The organism is Sorangium sp. So ce296 (assembly GCF_051529605.1).
GTDB lineage: Bacteria > Myxococcota_A > Polyangia > Polyangiales > Polyangiaceae > Sorangium > Sorangium cellulosum_D.
In genome coordinates, this window is sequence record NZ_CP150325.1 from 10,962,391 (window position 1) to 10,980,377 (window position 17,987).

Consider the following 17,987-nt stretch of genomic DNA (forward strand, 5'->3'; position numbering starts at 1 on the left):
GACGTAGATGAACCTGTACCCCGGACGGGGCTCGTCGTTGGCCATATGATGGCGTCCTCATGAGAGCGAGACTCACGGCTTGCCTCGGCGGTGCCTGACCGCCAAGTCGCGGAATCCACTGCCCGGGTGCGACGGCGCATCGAGCCGCAACTACGACCGGCGCACCCGTTCACGCTCTAGAGACGCGATCGCTTGATCGCATGGCACACCTCTCCCGCTACGACGCGAAGGTCGCTGAAGATGCTTGCGCAGCACCCTTCGAGCGGGTAGGATAGCGACTGTGTGGAGGCGCTATGCCTGTCCCGCTCGGGGCCGGTCGGTGCCGCGCAAGCCGGTTGCTAAGACCGGCCGCAGGGCCGTTGGGGGCGCTGGGAACGCCCCCTTCGGCCCGAAGTCTTTGTGTGGGCCTACTCGTCCGCTACGTCCTCCGCTGAGGGCTCTCCGGGGTAGTAGACGCGGGTTCCGCGGGAACCCTCCGCCTTGATCTCGCCGCTGTCCAGCGCTCGGTACAGTCCCGAGTGGACCAGCGCGGGGTCTACCTTCGGCATCACAAGCCGAACCGTGTCCACGACCTGCGGCGCCCTGATCCCCTCCGGGTGGTCCATGACGATGGCCCGCACCATCTGAGGCATACTCAGCTTCCTGAAGGCGCTGGCGGCCATCGGCAGGCGCGGCTGCTGCTGGTCTCGCGCATCGCCGCGTTGCTCCTCATCGTCCGGGGCGTCTTCGTCCGGCGTCACTGGATTTTGACCCGGCGGTTCCGGGATCATGGCGAGCGCGGCGTCGATCTCGCGGATCCTCTTCTGGAGGAAGCTCTTCTCGGCCAAGAGCTTCGATCGGAACTCAGCGCCCTGCCGCCACCAGGCTTCGATCTGGGAGAGCACCTCGTCGGGGGCGTCCACTCCGTTGTCGTTCGTCATCCGTCCGCGATTGTACAAACCTACATCGGCGCAGGCAAGGCGAAACGACATCCCGTAGATTGATTGGAGATACGACACGACGGATAGGATTCTATCCACTTGCGCTCTCGTCGCCGGGTAGGCCGGAGGCTCGACGATCGGATCGGCGAGCGGCCAGAACCGCGGCATCCCCCACCCTGGGTTTTACGTCCGGTGGCATCGGCGGCGCATCAGTCGCGCTTCTTCCCCGACTTCGCGGGCGGCTCGGGCGGCATGTGCTGCGCCGGATCCCAGCCCTTCGCGCGTAGCTCCCGGTTGAGGAGCTCCCGGAACGCGGTGCCCTCGGTCGCGCGCGCCTCGATGCCCTGCGCTCGGAGTGCGACGGCACGCTGCTTCGCGAGCCATTTCAGCCCGGCGCGCTCTTCCTTCGAGAGTCGGATCGTGACGTTCTCCGTGAGCCTGATCTCGCCGTCGTCGATGTCCATGCGGGGCTTCATAGCGCCCGCGCCAGCCGGATGCACGACCGTCGCACGACGTTGCGAGACGTGCGTCGTGCGGCGCTCCGCCGCGCGGGCGGTCACGCCGCCCTCTTCGGCGCGGCGCACGTGTCCCAGCGGACGGTGACCTCCCAAGGGCCGCGGTCGGGCGAGAAGCCGGCCGCGCGGAGTGCCTCCGCGATGAGGACGAGCATGCGGATCTCGGCGCTGCGGCTCGCCGGGCTGAGGATCCCAATGGCCGCAGTCGTCCCGTGGGCACGACGGACGACGATCGTCTCCCCGTCCACCGGCGCCGCGAAGCGGCCGTTCTTGAACGTGAACGAGGTGCGGAACGCCTTCGCGATGGCCGGGATGATCGTCTCGTTCGCCGTCGTCGTCATGCGGAGAACATGACCACAACGTCTTGCGCGCGCAAGACGTTGCAAGACATTTGTTTTGCAAATGGTAGGATATGGTGCGTTGCGCGTGCGCCGGGCGCGGCAGCGACCTATGCCGACACGCCGAGACGCTGCGCGGCGTACGCCGCGCAGCGATAGCGGGGCCCATCCACCACGGCGCTCAGGCTCCGCATGTCGACCCCATGCTGGCGCGCTGCGTCGGCGCATCGCACGGGCCATGCACGCATTGACGCGCGCCACGCGAAACGGCTAAAATACGGCAATTCCATGCCGCAACATGGTTCGTCACCTGCGCTGGCGTTCAGTCGACTGCTGACCTCATGGGGTCGCTGCGGTGATGGCATCCGTTTGCAACGAACGGCGTTGCATCCGTCTGCTCGAAAGGCGGGACTATGAATATGTCTTCGGCTCAATTGAGCGATATAATAGGTAACCTGCCATCAGAGCCGGAGGTGATTGAGCGTCTCCGAGCGTTCCTGGACCGTGCCCAGCCTGGCAATGTATACTCCGCAGAGCGCTTATACAACATACTACGGCCACCATCGTTGCCGCTGCTTGCGCAGATTCTCATAAGAATGGTGAGGCACGGTCTTCTCGTTCCAGAGCTACGCGTGGAGACGCCGAACGGACGCACGCTGCGCACATTCAAATCGGTTCAGGATGTGCCTGACGTTGTGTACGACACAGTCGCCGATGCCGACGTGAGAGTGTGTCCGGAGAATGTGCAGGTTGTGTATCAGGTGCCAAATGGGGGCTGACGTTCCCAGCAGTGGACACGAGCCGACCAAGGACCAGGTTCCCAGTAACGCAGAAATAGTTCAATGGTGCAGGCGCGTCCAAGTCGACCTGATGGATGTCACAGAGGACATGCAGTGGCAAACGATGAAAGCATCGCTTGCCGAACTGTCGGACGATTCGCAGATCGCCATCGTCTGCATTTTGCATCTCGGGCAGCAGTTGGAGAGGGCGAAGTCTGCCTCTGGTGAGGCGGGGGCATCGTTCCTCCTCAATAAGGATGGAGAAATCTCTGGGCAGAGATTAAGGTCACAAGACGCGGTAGCGATGGCCAACGCGGTGAGCCGCGTCGCAGTCCCCGGTGGCGTCACGGCATCCGGTGCGTTCACTGACAGCACAGTGGCAGACGTAGTCAAGAGCGTGTCTCCCGAGCCGCAGAACAAGCCAGGAATCGCAAGGTTTCTGTTTGAGGAGCACTTGAAGTCCACGCTGGCCACCGTAAGCACGGTGGTCGCAGGCGCAGTTGCTGCCTACTTGCTTCCGTCGGCGTGCGGGCCCAGTCCTGCCGCCTCCGGCCCGCGACCGCTCGCTTCCGCTTCTGCTGGGATCGGCGCTCCGGCAATCAAAGCCGCTGCTGCGCTGGAGGCTCCCATTCCTACAAGCAGCGCGACGGCGGCGGCGAGTGCGTCTGCTCCGCCAGCGCGCCGTCGTATTCGCAAGCCGTAGCCACCATGGCCTCAATCATCATCGAACAAACTGAGCTGCTTCATCCGCCTCGGCCCCGGCCCCGGCGGCGGCTCTGACGGCGGGGGCTCCGGCTCCGGCTGAACCGCGACGGACGCCACGGGAGGCGGCTGCGGCGCCACGGGGGCCGACGGCGCGGCGCCGACGAGCCGAAGGAACCCCCTCCCGTTCGGCAGGGCCCTGGCGGGCGCCGTGGGCGCTCCGGCGGGCGGCTCCCGTAGCCTGAGCGGCTGCGGGGTCGGCGGCTCGGTATCGGGCTCCGCCAGGGCGGCCTCGACGAGCTCCGGGATGGACCAGACGTGCCGCGTGATGCCCGCCTCCATCGCTGGCGTGCAGCGGATCGACTCGTGGATCCGGCAGAGGTTGTACCAGGCGACGTGTAGCGCGACCGCGGCGCGGTGGTTCGCGAGCTTCCGCGAGAAGCCGTTACACAGCCGCGTAAACCGGCGGATGTGCATCCGCATCGTCCAGTTCTGGCGCTCGACGTGGCTCGTACTGGCGCGCTCCACGTCCGGCACACCGTAGACCGGGATGCGCGTGATGAACGGGTCGCGCGGGGGCTCGTAGCGGTGATCGTCGTCGCGGCGCGCCTTCCGGCTGTAGTTTTTGTGGACGACCGCGTAGTCGGCGCCGCCCGCGAACGAGGCGCCGATCGCCGATGGATACGGCTGCCAGCCGTCCGTGTAGAGCTGCGGGACGGTGGTCAGCCTCGCGCGCAGATCGGCGATGAAGGCGCGCGTGTTCTCGTCGTCGCGCTTGCCGACGCGATAGCTGATGATGAGCTTCGACGCGCTCGCCAGCGCAACGAAGGTGTACGCATCGCCGAACTCCGCAGGATCGGAGTCCGTCACACGAGACTGCTTCTTCTGCACAAAGGACCAGATCTCGTCGCACTGCGCAACGTGACATGCGACGCCGCGAACGAGGCGATTGTGCAGCCGTTCGCATCCGGCTCCGACGCGGAGCAGCAGAGCGAGCACGGTCGGTTTGCTGACTCCGGTCAGCCTACACGTGGAGGCGATGGAGCAGCCTTCGACGAGCTGGGAGACAACGCGCGCGCGTGCCTCCGCCGACAGCCGAGACATGGCCGGGCCTTGCCTTTCTCGACGGCATGGCCCATGCTCGGCGTTGTGGGGCGACGGGCGGGCCTACCGCTCGGTGCTCTGGCGCCGTGCTCGGGTTCCAGCCGAGCATGGCGCTTTTGCTTGGTAGGCCTTCATTTTAGCCGATTTCGCGATCGACCGCTGTTGCGGTCGCACACCGGCTAGGACATCTCCTGTCCGACCATTGGTCAACGTGGGCAGCACCTTGACCATTACCTGCCCGGAGCGTCCCCAGAGAATTGAAATTCAACCCGGAGGCTGCCGGGAGCCCCGGGGAGAATTGAAATTCAACCCGGAGGCTTCAGGCGCACCGTCGCATGGATCGATTCCGGTGATGCTGTAACGTTTGCGCCCCTGAACGGCCTGCCCCACGCCGAGCGGCCGCCCGATGCCGCGCGCGCCGGGTCCCCGCGTCACGTCTCCAGATCCCGCTTCAGCCGGTCGAGCAGGTCGACCGCGGCGGACGCGTAGCGGCTGATCCACCGGTCGTGGATCCGCTTGACGGGGAGCACGTTCAGGTAGTTCCAGCGGTGGCGCCCCTCGCGCTTGACGATCACCAGCTCGGCCTTCTCCAGCACGCCGAGGTGCTGCATCACCGTGCAGCGATCCCAGTCGGCGAAATGAGCGCAGAGCTCGCCCGTCGTCTTCGGCCCGTCCTTGAGCAGGTCCAGGATCTCTCGCCGCCGCCCGTCGGCCAGCGCCTTGAAGACGAGGTCGTCCGGGTCCGCGCTTGACATGTTATAAGAATATAACATGATGGGGGGGCGGTCAATCGCCGCGCGAAGCTGGGTCCGTACGGGCGGCGCACCGGTGCGTCCGCGCGCCGAGGTGTTCGGGCGCGGGTGCGCCGGTGTACCCGTGCGCCCGCGCGCCGGTGCACCCGCGCATCGCGCGCGGTCCGCGGCCGAGGCAGCGCCGCGACAAGGAGGCGTCATGGAGCTCAAGTTTCAGGTGCAGACGAAGGTTCAGAAGCCCGTCCACGAGGTCTTCGATGCGGTCTACAACCCGAAGAAGCTCAGCGGGTATTTCACGACGGGCGGCGCGAGCGGCCCGCTCGACGAAGGAAAGACCGTGATGTGGAGCTTCGCCGATTTCGACGGCGGCAAGCCGTTCCCGGTCTACGTCAAGCAGGTCATCGCCGACAAGCTCATCGCCTTCGAGTGGGCGGCCGGCGAGCCCGGCGACGACGGGAAGCCGGTGAACGAGCTCCCCTACAACACGCGGGTCGAGATGCACTTCGAGGCCCTGGGCCCGAGCTCGACGATGGTCCGGATCGCCGAGTCGGGCTGGAAGCAGACCGAGCAGGGATTGCAGGCCTCCTACGGCAACTGTCAGGGGTGGATGCACATGGCCTGCTGCCTGAAGGCGTACCTCGAGCACGGCATCAACCTGCGCGAGGGCTCATTCTGAGCGGGGCGCCCGGCCGCGGTCCCAGGCCCGCGGCGAGCCCGGCAGCTCAGAACCGGCCGCCGAGCGCGGCGGCGGCGCCCCCGCGCACGGGGACGACGTGCACCGCCGCGGTCGCGGCGGGCGCTCCGGGCTCGGCGCCGCGCAGGACGAGCGCGGCCACGGCGCCGGCGAGCGCCGCCACGCCGACGCCGAACGCGATGTTGGCGCCGAGGATCTTGGCGCGCACGGCGTCGACGTCCGCCTCCGCGCAGCGCGGGGCGCAGGTCGCCCGCAGGCGGTCGGCGTCGGCGCGCGCGCTCAGGCCGAGCGCCGCGTAGGCGACGCCGCTTCCGGCCGCGGCGCCACCGAGCGCGATCGGCAGGACGAGCGCGCTCGCGGGCGACGAGGCGGCGCGGTCCTCGCGGGGCGGGACGGCGCCGCCTCCCGGCGCGCCCGCGCTCGCCCCCGGCGCGGCCGTCCGCGCGAGGCGGGCCGAGACGCGGCGCAGCTTCTCGCCCTCGCGCACGACGAGCCGCAGCTCCACGGGAGCGCTGCCCGCGCGCTCGAACCGGAGCACGCGCTCGCCCGGGTCGACCTCGACGGCCTTGCCGTCCAGGCGCGCGGCGAGCGGCGCGCCGTCGAGGGTCACCCGCACGTCGGCCACGTCGTGGCCCTGCTCGTCCTGGGCGCTCAGGATCAGCGTCGGCACGCGCGCCGTGACGTCGGAGAGCCAGCCCGCGCAGTCCGACTGGACGAGATCCGGACAGCCGGCGCCGCCGCACGCGATGAAGCGCGCCCGCGCCTCGCGCAGCCGGCCCTCGTCGCGCAGGCGCTGGCCCTCCTCGGAGGCGGTGAAGCACGCCTCGGCGTCGCCGGCGCGAGCGCGGGCGGGATGGAGGCACGCGGCGGCCGAGAGGGCGGCGGCGACGAGGAAGCGGGGAGAGGTGCGCGGGGTCATCGGGCCTCCGTCAGAAGCACTCGCGCTTGTAGCGCTTGTGGCCCTGTCCATCGATCACGAAGGGCGGATTGCACCCGTCGCGCGCGGGCTCGCGGCGCGGCAGCCGCCGCGCGCCCGCGCCGGCCGCCTTCGCGGCGGGCGCCGAGGGCGCAGCCGTCGCGGCGGCCGCCGTGGGCGCGGCGGGCGTCGCCGACGCATCCGGCACCCCCGCGCCGGCCGCGCCGGCCGCTCCGGCCGCGAACTGCGCCCCGTGCGGGAGCGCCGCCGGCCGCGCCGCGACCCGCGCGCGCGCCGCCGCCACCGCCGCGACGCCGGCCCTCGCGCTGGCGCGCGGCGGCGCCTCGGCGCGCGCGAACCCGATCGCCGCCGCCGCGATCGCGAGCGCCGCGCCCGCCGCCGCCGCCGCGCCCCAGCGCCGCCGGCTCGGGCTGGCGGCGGCGGGCTGCGGCGCGCTCGCCACGGCCGCCTCCGCCGGGCCCGCCCCGGCCGTCCCGAGGGCCGCCCTGGCCGTCCCGAGGGCCAACCCGGCCGTCTCGAGGGGCGACCCGAGCTCCGGCGGCGCGCTCGGCGTGGCCGCCCCCGGCTCGATCGCGGCGATCAGCGCCGCGCGCTGCGAGAGCGCCTCGCCCGCGAGCGACGCCACCCACGCGCCAACCTCCGAGGTCGACGCCGCGAGGCCCGTCGCCTCCAGCGCGAGCGCCATCTCGCGCGCCGTCGGGAACCGGTCCTCGGGGCCGCGCGCGAGCGCGCGCAGCGTGATCGCCTCCAGCTCCGGCGGCACCCCGGGCCGGCGGGAGCTCGGCGGATCCACGCCCGCCTGCAAGAGCCGCAGGATCGAGAGCGCCTCGCCGCGCCCCTCGAACAGGCGCTCGCCCGTCAGCGTCTCCCACAGCACCACGCCGGCCGCGTACACGTCCGCGCGCCGGTCGAGCGGCTCGCCCGCGATCTGCTCGGGCGACATATAGGCCAGCTTGCCCTTGAGCTGCCCGTCGCGCGTGATCTGCGCGCGCCCGGCCGACTTCGCCACGCCGAAGTCGAGCACGCGCGCCACCCCATCCTCGCCGACGAGCAGGTTGTGCGGCGACACGTCGCGGTGCACGAGGCCGAGCGGGGCGCCGTCCTCCGCGGTCGCCTCGTGCGCCGCGTGCAGGCCGTGGAGCGCGCCGGCGAGCACCGCGCAGGCGATGCGCGGCGGGGGCGCGCCGCCGTCCTTCGTCGCCGCGCGCAGCAGCCGCGCCAGCGACTCGCCGTGCACGTACTCCATCACGAGCAGCACCTCGCCGCCGCTCGACACGACGTCGATCGTCGCGACCACGTTCGGGTGCCGGATCCGGGCCGCGACGCGCGCCTCGTCGAGGAGCATGGCCACGAGCTCGGGATCCCGGACGAACTGCGGGTAGAGCCGCTTGACCGCCACCGTCCGCCGGAACCCGGCCGAGCCGTGCTGGCGCCCGAGGTGCACCGTGGCCATGCCGCCGGCCCCGATCTCGTCGAAGAGCAGGTAGCGGACGACAGCCGATGCGCCGCCCTGGGCCCGCAACATCGGGGCGACGATAACACGCCCGCGGCGGATGCCGCGGCGGCATGTCAGCCGGAGCGCGGCTCGCGGTGGTGGTCAACCTTGCCCAGAGAGAGTCCACATGAAGGCGGGAAGGCGGGAAGAACATTAAGGTTTTCTTCCCGCCTTCCCGCCTTCATGTTCAAATTTGACCACGACTGCCGCGCGCAGCCTCTTCAGGTGGACCGCCGCGCGCGCAGGAGCTGGAAGTACCTCCGCGCGAGGCCCGACGCGGCCGCCGCGCTCCGGACGTTGCCCCCGTGCTGCGCGAGGACGCGCTGCACGTACCGCCGCTCGAAGTGCTCGACGATCCGCTCCCGCGCGCGCGGCAGGGGCAGGTCGAGCGCGAGGATCTCCTCGATGATGTCGCTGGATGTCGCAGTCTCGGCTCCCTCGCCGGCCCCGGCGCCCGCGGAGGCGGGCGGCGCGGGCGTGGCCGGCGGCTGCGCCGAGGACGCGGGCCCGCTCGCCGCGGCCGGCTGGGTCACCGACGCGGGCCCGGAGGGCGGGGCCGGCGCGCCCGCGGAGGCGAGCCCGGCCCGGCTGGTCTCGATCGGCGCGGCCTCGCCGAGCGCCACCCGGCGCGCCACGGCGTTGTAGAGCTCGCGCACGTTGCCCGGCCAGTCGTAGTCCTCGAGCCGCTCGGCGAACCCCTGCGGGAACGGCGCGCCGCGATCCGCGAGCTGCCGCCAGAAATGGTGCGCGAGCACCGTGACGTCGCCCCGCCGCTTGCGCAGCGGCGGCAGCTCGATCCGCGCCACCGCGAGCCGGAAGAACAGATCGTCCCGGAACCGCCCCGCCTGGATCTCGCGCTCCAGGTCGCGCCGCGTCGCCGCGAGCACCCGGATGTCGACGCGGATCCACTTGTTCGAGCCGACGCGCTGCACCTCCGAGCGCTGGATGGCGCGGAGCAGCTTCGCCTGCAGGCCGAGATCGAGATCGCCGATCTCGTCGAGCAGCAGCGTGCCGCCGTGCGCCTCCTCGAAGACGCCGCGGCGGGTCTCGTTCGCGCCGGTGAAGGCGCCGCGCTCGTGCCCGAAGAGCGCCGACTCGACGAGCGTCGGCGGCACCGCGGTGCAGTCGAAGACCACGAACGGCCCGGCGGCGCGCGACCCCTGCTCGTGGATCGCCTCCGCGAGCACCTCCTTGCCGGTCCCGGTCTCGCCCTCGATGACGACGGGGACGCTCGAGGCCGCGAGGCGCTCGCAGAGCGGGTAGAGCCGCCGCATCTCCTCGCTGGCGCCGACCAGCTTGCCGAAGCGCACCGCGCGCGACAGCTCGGCCGCCTGCGTGACGCCGAGCGCCTCGACGCGGAGCACGGTCTCGCCGATGCGGACGAGCTCGCTGCCCTGGAGGTAAGCGTCGCCGACGCGGATTCCCTGGACGAACGTGCCGTTCGTCGAGCCGAGGTCGGTGACGCGCAGCCGGGCGCCGGCGAGCTCGAAGGCCGCGTGGCGGCGCGAGACGAGCCGGTCGGTGAGGGGGATGTCGCAGGCCGGGCTGGTGCCGGCGAGCACGCGGGCGGGCAACCCCGGCGCCACGGTGAACCGGAGGCCCTCGTCCGGGCCCGCCATGACGGAGAGGGCGAAGCTCTCGGCCGCGGCCGCGGCGGGGCGCAGCGGCCCGGGCACGAGCTCGGTGGAGGCGGCGTCGTCGTCGTTCCACGGGGGCATGCGCCCATCTCAGCAGGCCTCCGCGCCGGCGTCACGCGGCGCCGCGGCGCCGCGGCGCGTGCCCGGTCCACGAACACGGTGGGTTTCCGGCGTGACCGGATTGCTACCGAGCGTAACGCGCGCTGGCCAACGTGTTACCGATCGTAACGCAATGCCGCGGATCGAGGCGTCCAGCGCGCTCGCCCGCCATGAAACATGGTGTCGTTCAGGCCCCCCGTGTGGCACCTTGGGCGGCACTTGTAGGGGTATAGCGTCGGACGAGGACCATGCGGAAAATTCTTTACGCACTGCTGTTTCTATCGATCACCGGCTGCGGCGATGATTCGCCCGGATCCGATACGACGAGCACCGGGTCGAGCGCGACGACCAGCTCGGGGAGCTCCGGGGGGGCGACGAGCTCCAGCGGGTCGGAGGCTTCCGGCACCGGCGGCGGCGGCGGCGGCGGCAACGACGCTGGCGGAGGCGGAGCGGGCGCCACCGGCGGCGCTGGCGGCACGGGCGGCGATGGCGGCACCGGCGGCGACGGCGGCAGCTCCGGGGAGAGGCGCTGGGTCGGCACCTGGACGACCGGCCCGCAGCTGACCGAGACCAACAACAACCCGCCCGCGCCGGGCCTCGCCAACAACACGCTGCGCCAGGTCATTTACACCTCGATCGGCGGCAGCAACGTGCGGCTGCTGCTCTCGAACGAGTTCGGCAACGGGCCGGTGACCATGAGCTCCGTGCACATCGCGGACTCGACGAACGCCGACGGCATCAATGCGGACACCGACACGGCCCTGACCTTCGAGGGCTCCGCGTCGGTGACCATCCCGATGGGCAAGTCGGTCTTCTCCGATCCGATCGATTACGACCTCAAGCCCCTCACCAAGCTCGCGGTGACCATCCATTTCGGCGCCGTCCCGAGCGGGATCACCGGGCACCCGGGCTCACGGACGAACTCGTACATCCAGACCGGCAACGGGGTCTCGTCGCCGACGCTGACGTCGCCGGTGAGCACCGCGCACTGGTACTACATCACGGGCCTCGACGTCATGGCCGACCCCACGGCCCATGCGATCGCCATCCTCGGCGACTCGATCACGGACGGCCGCGGCTCGGTCACGGACGGGAACACGCGCTGGCCGGACTTCCTGTCTCGCCGGCTGCGGGCCAATCCCGGGACCGAGGACGTCGCCGTGCTGAACCTGGGGATCGGCGGGGGCACCGTGCTGGCCGGCGGGCTCGGGCCGACCGCCAAGCTGCGCTACCAGCGCGACATCCTGGACCAGCGCGGGGCTCGCTGGGCGGTCATTTTCATCGGCGTGAACGACATCGGCGGCGACAGCGCGCCGAACGTCGCCGACGCCCTGATCGCGGCCTATCAGGAGTTCATCGACAAGGCGCACGCCAAGGGGATGCTCGTTTACGGAATCCCCATCCTGCCGTTCAAGGGCAACGGGTACTACTCCGACGCGCACGAGGCCGCCCGTCAGAAGGTCAACACCTGGATCCGCACGAGCGGCAAGTACGACGCGGTCATCGACCTGGACCCGGCGGTCGTCGACCCCAACGACCCTGCCAAGCTGCAAGACGACCTCGACTTCGAGAATGACGGGCTGCACCTGAACCCGACTGGCCTGGAGGCGATGGCGAAAGCCGTCGACCTCGACCTGTTCACCAAGTAGAGCGAAGCGATCGTGGGGGAGCTCGGCCGGGCGCGCGACATCCTTGCGCGCCCGGCCAGGCCCCCCGCTTCCCCGGCGGGGAGCCGGGGAGTCGTGGCGATCGCCGAAGGCTGCGATGGACGCCTCTGCGGGAGACATCCCCTCGGTAACGCAGCTTCCTGGACGCCGGCGCTGACGCGTTGCGTTGTGCGCCCACACATGTTCATCCGTTGCGCTCCTGAGTAGCCTTGTCCCATGCGCGGAGGACACGACGCGGAGGCCGTCGCCACGGAATGTGCGCCCGCGCTCGCGGCGGCGGGCGGGCTCGTTCCACGCGCCGGCGGGCCCGAGGTGGCGCCGTGAGCCGGATCCTGCTGGTCGAGGACGAGGTCGTCATCCGGATGGAGCTCCGGCGGCTGCTCGCGCGCCACGGGCACGACGTCGTCGAGGCGGGGTCGATCGCCGAGGCCGAGGCGGCGCACGACCTGCGCGCGTTCGATCTGGTGCTCGCCGACGTGCGCCTGCCCGGCGCGCCGGGCACGGAGCTCGTCGGCCGGTGCGGCGGCGCGCCGGTCGTGCTCATGACGAGCTATGCGACCGTGAAGGCGGCCGTCGACGCGGTGAAGCGCGGCGCCGCGGATTACCTGTCGAAGCCGTTCGATCACGCCGAGCTCGTCGCGCTGGTCGATCACCACCTCGCCGGCGCGCGCCCCGCGCAAGGCGCGCCCGGGGAGAGCGCGCCGCGCCCGCCGTCGCCGGCGTCCGTGCCGCCCGCGCCGGCGTCGACGCCGCCCGCGGCGTCCACGCCGCCCGCGGCGTCCACGCCGCCCGCGCCGGACGACGAGGAGCTCGAGGGCATGATCGGCGGCTCGGCGGCCATGCGCGAGGTGTTCGCGCGGGTGCGCAAGGTGGCGCCGAGCGAGGCGACGCTGCTCGTGCTCGGCGAGAGCGGCACCGGCAAGGAGACGCTCGCCCGCGCCGTGCATCGGCTCAGCCCGCGGCGGCAGTGCCCGTTCGTGCGCGTCCACTGCGCGGCCATCCCCGAGGGGCTGATCGAGGGCGAGCTCTTCGGTCACGAGCGCGGCGCCTTCCCGGGCGCGCTCTCGGCGCGCGCGGGGCTCTGCGAGGCCGCGGAGGGAGGGACGCTCCTGCTCGACGAGATCGCCGACCTGCCGGCGCGCGTGCAGGCGCGGCTCCTCCGCTTCCTGCAGACCGGCGAGGTGCGGCGCGTGGGCGCGGCGCAGGCCCGGCGCGTCGACGTGCGCCTCGTCGCGGCGACCCAGCGGGATCTCGTGGCGATGGTGCGCCAGGGGTCTTTTCTGAGCGATCTCTACTTCCGCCTGCGGGTCCTCGAGCTCCGCCTGCCGCCGCTGCGCGAGCGGCCGGGCGACGCGGTCCGCATCGCGGAGTCGCTGCTCACGCGGCGCGCGCGGACGACGGGCCAGCGGCCGCTCGCGCTGTCGCCGGAGGCGCGCGCCGCCATCGCGGCGGCCCCGTGGCCGGGCAACGTCCGCGAGCTGGAGAACGCCATCCACCGCGCCATGGTCCTCGCCGAGGGCAGGGACATCGGGGTGGGCCTGCTCGGGCTCGACGACGCGGCGCAGCCCGCGCCGCCTCCGGCCGCGCACGAGAGCGAGCCGCGGTCCGATTCGCTCGAGGGGTATTTCCGCCGCTTCGTCCTCGAGCACCAGCACGAGCTGACCGAGACCGAGATCGCCCGCCGCCTCGGCATCAGCCGCAAGGCCCTCTGGGAGCGCCGCCAGCGGCTCGGCATCCCCCGGCCGCGCTAGCACCAGGCGCCGCCAGACGAGCTTTCCTCATCAGAACACGCTTCCGGTCGTGCCCCTTCGCACGACGATACCGCCGGCGTCGGGCCGAGTCTTCGAAGTGAAATATGAGCTACAGAGGCGCAGAGGACACAGAGGAGAGAGAAAGAAAAGAGATCTTTCTCCTCTTCCTCTCTGTGCCCTCTGTGCCTGTGAGGTTTGTCTTCTTTTCATCGGCCATGCGCACCACGTCCGGCAGCAACACCACCTGGACCTGGACGCTGCCGGCGCACTTCCCGCCGGGCAAGTTCCTGCGCATGAAGGTCGACGGCGGCACGCTCAGGCAGGGCGGCAGCGCGCTCGCCTGGGACGACCACGGCTATTACGAGGTCGCGCTCGACGCCGGCTCGCTCACCCTGTCGCCGTGAGCAGCGCCGCCGCGCCTCGCTCGCGACGCCGGTCCCCTGAACGCCCGCGCGGGTGACGGAGCCAACAACGCGACCGCCGACCCCACTGTCGCGTGATGGCGCCGACGCTGGTGATATATCCTACGGTCTGTGCCGTGGAAGATCTCGAGCTTTGATCGCCCGCTCACCGCCCGAGCCCCGCGCCGGCGGACCGCCTTCCGCACCGGGCGGCGTGCATGAAGCCCCTCCGCGCCTTCGAGCACAGCGAGCGCTTCGAGATCCGGCGCCAGCTCGGCGCCGGCGGGTTCGGCGCCGTCTACGAGGCCGTCGACCGGCGCTACGGCTGCGTGATCGCGCTCAAGGCCCTCTACCAGCAGTCCGAGCCGACCGCGTTGCTCCGCTTCAAGCAGGAGTTCCGCAGCCTCGCCGACCTCGTGCACCCGAACCTGGTCACCCTGCACGAGCTGCTCTCCGACGGCGGGACGTGGTGCTTCACCATGGAGCTCGTCGACGGCGTCGACTTCCTCAGCTTCGTGCGCGTCCAGCTGCCCAGCCACCGCGCGCACGCGGAGCAGGAGACGATCGTCTCGGACGCGTTCGTGGACCGCGCGTCGCTCGAGCCGAGCACCGCGCGCCCGTTCCCGACGGACGACGCCACGTGGGTGGAGCGCGCGTCCGCCGGCGCCGGCGGCGGCGTCGCGGGCCCGGACGAGGTGACCCACGCGCTGCTCGGGACCCCCGCGCCCCCGGCGCGGCGCCTGAACGGCGGCTGGCCCGAGCGCAGATCCGGCCCGCACCGCCCGCTCCGGCAGACCTTCTCGCTCGACACGCGGCGGCTCCGGGCCGCCTTCTCGCAGCTCGTCGAGGGGGTCTCCGCGCTCCACGCCGCCAACATCCTCCACCGCGACCTCAAGCCCTCGAACGTCCTCGTGACGCGCGACGGCCGCGTGGTGCTGCTCGACTTCGGGATCGCCAAGGAGCTCAAGCCGAGGGCGCCGGGCGAGGCGACCGTCGAGGACCTCGTGGGCACGCCGGCGTACATGCCGCCGGAGCGGATCACCTCGGCGCCCGAGACGGAGGCCAGCGACTGGTACAGCGTCGGGGTGATGCTCTACGAGGCGCTCACCGGCGCGCTCCCGTTCGTGGGCTCGGTGGTCGACACGATCTCCGCCAAGCTCTGGTCGACGCCGACGCCGCCGTCGCTCCTCGTCGACGGCGTCCCGCGCGACCTCGACGAGCTCTGCGCGGCGCTCCTGCAGCGCGACGCGGCCGCGCGGCCGTCGGGCGCCGAGGTCGTGCGGCGCCTGCACGGCGAGCGGCCGGCGCACCCGGTCCGGTGGCTCCGCGCCTCGCCCGAGGGCGCCGACCGGCTCGTGGGGCGCGAGCGGGAGCTCGGCGCGCTGGAGGACGGGTTCCGCGCGAGCGCCGCCGGGCGCACGATGGTCGTGCTCGTCGCCGGCCGGTCCGGGATGGGCAAGAGCGCCCTCGCGTCGAGCTTCCTGCGCGCGCTGCGCGAGCGCGGCGCCGCCACCGTGCTCGCCGGGCGCTGCCACGAGCGCGAGTCCGTGCCCTACAAGGCGCTCGACAGCCTCGTGGACGCGCTCTGCGAGCACCTTCGGCGCATGCCGGCCGCCGAGTCGGCGAGCGTCCTGCCGGACGACATCCACGCGCTCGCCCGGCTCTTCCCCGCGCTCCGCGCCGTCCCGGGCGCCGAGGTCGAGGGCGCGCCCGCGACCGCGCCGGACGCGCGGCAGGCGCGCTGGCGCGCGTTCCAGGCGCTCAAGGCGCTCTTCCGCCGCCTCGCGGCGCGCCGGCCGCTCGCGATCTGCATCGACGATCTGCAGTGGGGCGACGCGGACAGCGCGCGCCTGCTCGCCGAGCTGCTCTCGCCCCCGGACGCGCCGCGGCTCCTGCTCATCGCCTGCTACCGGAGCGACGAGGCGGAGCGCTGCGCCGCCGTCGGCGAGCTCCGGCGGCTCGCGACCCGGTGCGGCGCCGCGGTCGAGCTCCGCGAGCTGACCGTCGAGCCGCTCTCGTACGAGCAGGCGATGCGCCTGGCCATCGAGCGGCTCGGGCCCGCCGCGGGCGCGCGCCTCGAGCGCGCGCAGGCGATCGCCCAGGAGTCCGAGGGAAGCCCCTTGTCGGTGAGCGAGCTCATCCAGTATCTCTCGAGCCGGGACGGGGGCACGCTCGCACCGTCTGGGGGGGGAGGCGACATCAGCCTCCGGCGGGTGATCATGAGCAGGATCGACGAAATGCCCGAGCGCGCCCGGCGGCTCATCGAGATCGTCGCGGTCGCCGGATGCCCGATCGAACAGGAGGTCGCCTTCGCGGCCGCGGAGCTCGGCGAGGAGGCGCTCTCGTGCCTCACCCCGCTCCGCGCCGCCAACCTGGTCCGGATCACGGAGGCCCGCGGCGGCCCGCGCCTCGAGATCGCCCACGATCGCATCCGCGAGACCGTCCTCGCCGAGCTCGATCCCGCGGCGCTCGCCGCCCGGCACGCCCGGCTGGCGCGCGCGTTCGAGGCGACGGGGCGCGCCGATCCGCAGGCGCTCGTGGTCCACTTCCACGGCGCGGGGGAGCTCCTCGAGGCGGCGCGGCACGCGGCCGCCGCGGCCGATCTGGCGAGCGCCGCGCTGGCGTTCGACCGCGCGGCCGAGCTCTACGCGCAGGCGCTCGCGTGGGGGCGCGGCGGCCCCGGCGACACCCCCGAGGCGCGCCGCGATCTCCAGGTCCGGCGCGCGACCGCGCTGGCGAACGCCGGGCGCTGCCGCGACGCCGCGCCGCTCTTCCTCGCCGCGGCCGAGGGCGCGTCGCCCGCCGTGGCGCTCGATCTGCGCCGGCGCGCCACCGAGCAGTACCTCGTCGGCGGCCACCTCGAGGAGGGCACCTCCGCGCTCGTCCCGCTCCTCGCCGAGGTCGGGCTCGGCTATCCGGCGACGACCGCGCGCGCGGTCATGACCGTGGCGGCGCTCTACGCCCGCATCCGGCTGCGCGGCCAGGCGTTCCAGGAGCGCGCCGCGGCCGAGATCCCGCCCGAGGTGCTCACGCGGATCGATCTCTGCCTCTCGGTCAGCAAGGCGCTCACCGACGTCGATCCGCTGCGCTCGACGGTGTTCCTGTTCCGCAGCCTGCTGCTCTCGCTCGACGCGGGCGAGCCGTCCCGCGTCGCCCTGGGGCTCTCCGCCTTCGGGCTCATCTCGGCGTTCCAGGGGACGCCGGCGGCGATCGAGGAGGGGTCGAGGCTGCTCGCGCGCGGCGAGGCGATCGCGGAGCGGCTCGGCGACGGCCGGCTCGGCAGCGTCATCCGCATCTACGTCGGCGGCGCGCACCTCGTGCGCGGGGCGTGGCGCGAGGCGCTCGACTACTACGACGCCACCCGCCGGCAGCTCGAGGAGCGCTGCGTCGGCGTCGAGATGGAGCGCAACCTGGCGCAGGCCGGCGCCGTGGTCGCGCTGGAGGCGCTCGGCCGGTTCGTGGAGCTCGCGGAGCGCACGGCGAGCTGGCGCCGCAGCGCGACGGCGGTGGGCAACCTGTTCGCGTCGGTGTCCGCGACGATCGCGTCCGCGGTGCCGCTGCTCGCCGCGGACGACGCGGCCGAGGCGCGGCGGTGCGTGCGCGAGGTGGTCGCCCGCTGGGCGAGGGGGGCGCGGGGGGCGATGCACGTGCAGCACCTCTACGCGCTGCGCCTCGAGACCCTGGCGGACCTGTACGAGGGCGAGGCCGACGCGGCGCGCGCGCGGCTCCTCGCCGAGTGGCGCGGCATCGAGCGCTCGCAGCAGCTGCGGGTCCAGCCGGCCCGCATGGACATGCTGCTCCTGCGCGCGCGGACGGCGATCGCGGCGGCCGCGGCGCGGCGCTCCGGCCGGGAGCCGCTCCTCCGGGAGGCCGAGGCGGACGCGGCCCGGCTCGAGCGCGAGGTGCGGCGCGACGGCGCCCCGCTCGCGGCGCTGCTCCGGGCGGGCGTCGCGCGGCTCCGCGACCGGCCGAGCGAGGCGATCGTGCAGCTCGGCGCCGCGGCGCGCGGCTTCGACGCGGTGGACATGGCGCTCCACGGCGCCTGCGCCCGCCGCGGCCGGGGGGAGCTGCTCGGCGGCGACGCCGGGCGCGCGCTCGTCGCGCAGGCCGACGAGGCGATGGCCCGCCAGGGGGTCCGTCGCCCGGATCGATGGACCGCGCTCTACCTGCCGGGCTTCGGCGGCCCGGGAGGCTGA

At 72.6% G+C, this 17,987-nt stretch carries 14 protein-coding genes; 6 read left to right on the plus strand and 8 right to left on the minus strand.

Features of this window, described 5'->3' with window-relative positions; all coding sequences use genetic code 11:
- Positions 1–407: 407 nt before the first annotated feature.
- The 3 genes from WME98_RS40635 to WME98_RS40645 form a co-directional block, all read right to left on the minus strand.
- Positions 408–920, minus strand: coding sequence for a hypothetical protein (locus WME98_RS40635; RefSeq protein WP_437947040.1), 513 nt, complete (start codon positions 918–920; stop codon positions 408–410).
- 209 nt (positions 921–1,129) lie between these two features.
- Complete coding sequence (locus tag WME98_RS40640; RefSeq protein WP_437947041.1) at positions 1,130–1,384, minus strand: hypothetical protein; 255 nt, start codon at positions 1,382–1,384, stop codon at positions 1,130–1,132.
- 92 nt (positions 1,385–1,476) lie between these two features.
- Positions 1,477–1,776 (minus strand): hypothetical protein, encoded by a 300-nt coding sequence (locus WME98_RS40645; protein ID WP_437947042.1) that lies wholly within the window; start codon positions 1,774–1,776, stop codon positions 1,477–1,479.
- 867 nt (positions 1,777–2,643) lie between these two features.
- Here WME98_RS40645 and WME98_RS40650 point away from each other — a divergent pair.
- Positions 2,644–3,255 carry a hypothetical protein gene (locus WME98_RS40650; protein ID WP_437947043.1) on the plus strand — a complete coding sequence of 204 codons (612 nt, stop codon included), beginning with the start codon at positions 2,644–2,646 and terminating at the stop codon, positions 3,253–3,255.
- A gap of 11 nt (positions 3,256–3,266) precedes the next feature.
- Here WME98_RS40650 and WME98_RS40655 read toward each other — a convergent pair whose 3' ends face one another.
- Complete coding sequence (locus tag WME98_RS40655) at positions 3,267–4,358, minus strand: IS1 family transposase (RefSeq protein ID WP_437947044.1); 1,092 nt, start codon at positions 4,356–4,358, stop codon at positions 3,267–3,269.
- A gap of 431 nt (positions 4,359–4,789) precedes the next feature.
- Positions 4,790–5,113 carry a helix-turn-helix domain-containing protein gene (locus tag WME98_RS40660; RefSeq protein WP_020735210.1) on the minus strand — a complete coding sequence of 108 codons (324 nt, stop codon included), beginning with the start codon at positions 5,111–5,113 and terminating at the stop codon, positions 4,790–4,792.
- Between the two features lie 196 nt (positions 5,114–5,309).
- On the opposite strand from WME98_RS40660, the gene WME98_RS40665 reads away from it, so the two are divergent.
- Positions 5,310–5,786 carry an SRPBCC domain-containing protein gene (locus tag WME98_RS40665; RefSeq protein WP_437947045.1) on the plus strand — a complete coding sequence of 159 codons (477 nt, stop codon included), beginning with the start codon at positions 5,310–5,312 and terminating at the stop codon, positions 5,784–5,786.
- A 46-nt stretch (positions 5,787–5,832) separates the two neighbouring features.
- Here WME98_RS40665 and WME98_RS40670 read toward each other — a convergent pair whose 3' ends face one another.
- The 3 genes from WME98_RS40670 to WME98_RS40680 form a co-directional block, all read right to left on the minus strand.
- A complete protein-coding gene (locus WME98_RS40670) occupies positions 5,833–6,723 on the minus strand; it encodes a hypothetical protein (protein WP_437947046.1) in 891 nt (296 codons plus the stop codon).
- A 10-nt stretch (positions 6,724–6,733) separates the two neighbouring features.
- Positions 6,734–8,266: a serine/threonine-protein kinase gene (locus WME98_RS40675; RefSeq protein ID WP_437947047.1), complete on the minus strand. Its 1,533-nt coding sequence runs from the start codon at positions 8,264–8,266 to the stop codon at positions 6,734–6,736.
- A gap of 191 nt (positions 8,267–8,457) precedes the next feature.
- A complete protein-coding gene (locus WME98_RS40680) occupies positions 8,458–9,954 on the minus strand; it encodes a sigma 54-interacting transcriptional regulator (protein WP_437947048.1) in 1,497 nt (498 codons plus the stop codon).
- A gap of 266 nt (positions 9,955–10,220) precedes the next feature.
- Here WME98_RS40680 and WME98_RS40685 point away from each other — a divergent pair, with 266 nt between their 5' ends.
- The 4 genes from WME98_RS40685 (at position 10,221) to WME98_RS40700 (ending at position 17,987) form a co-directional block, all read left to right on the plus strand.
- A complete protein-coding gene (locus tag WME98_RS40685; RefSeq protein WP_437947049.1) occupies positions 10,221–11,621 on the plus strand; it encodes an SGNH/GDSL hydrolase family protein in 1,401 nt (466 codons plus the stop codon).
- A 338-nt stretch (positions 11,622–11,959) separates the two neighbouring features.
- The gene (locus WME98_RS40690) at positions 11,960–13,390 is read left to right on the plus strand and encodes a sigma-54-dependent transcriptional regulator (protein WP_437947050.1); all 1,431 of its coding nucleotides are present in this window, start codon (positions 11,960–11,962) and stop codon (positions 13,388–13,390) included.
- 215 nt (positions 13,391–13,605) lie between these two features.
- Entirely contained in the window at positions 13,606–13,794 is a 189-nt protein-coding gene (locus tag WME98_RS40695) for a hypothetical protein (protein ID WP_437947051.1), read from the plus strand.
- Positions 13,795–14,009: 215 nt separating this feature from the next.
- Entirely contained in the window at positions 14,010–17,987 is a 3,978-nt protein-coding gene (locus WME98_RS40700) for a serine/threonine-protein kinase (RefSeq protein WP_437947052.1), read from the plus strand.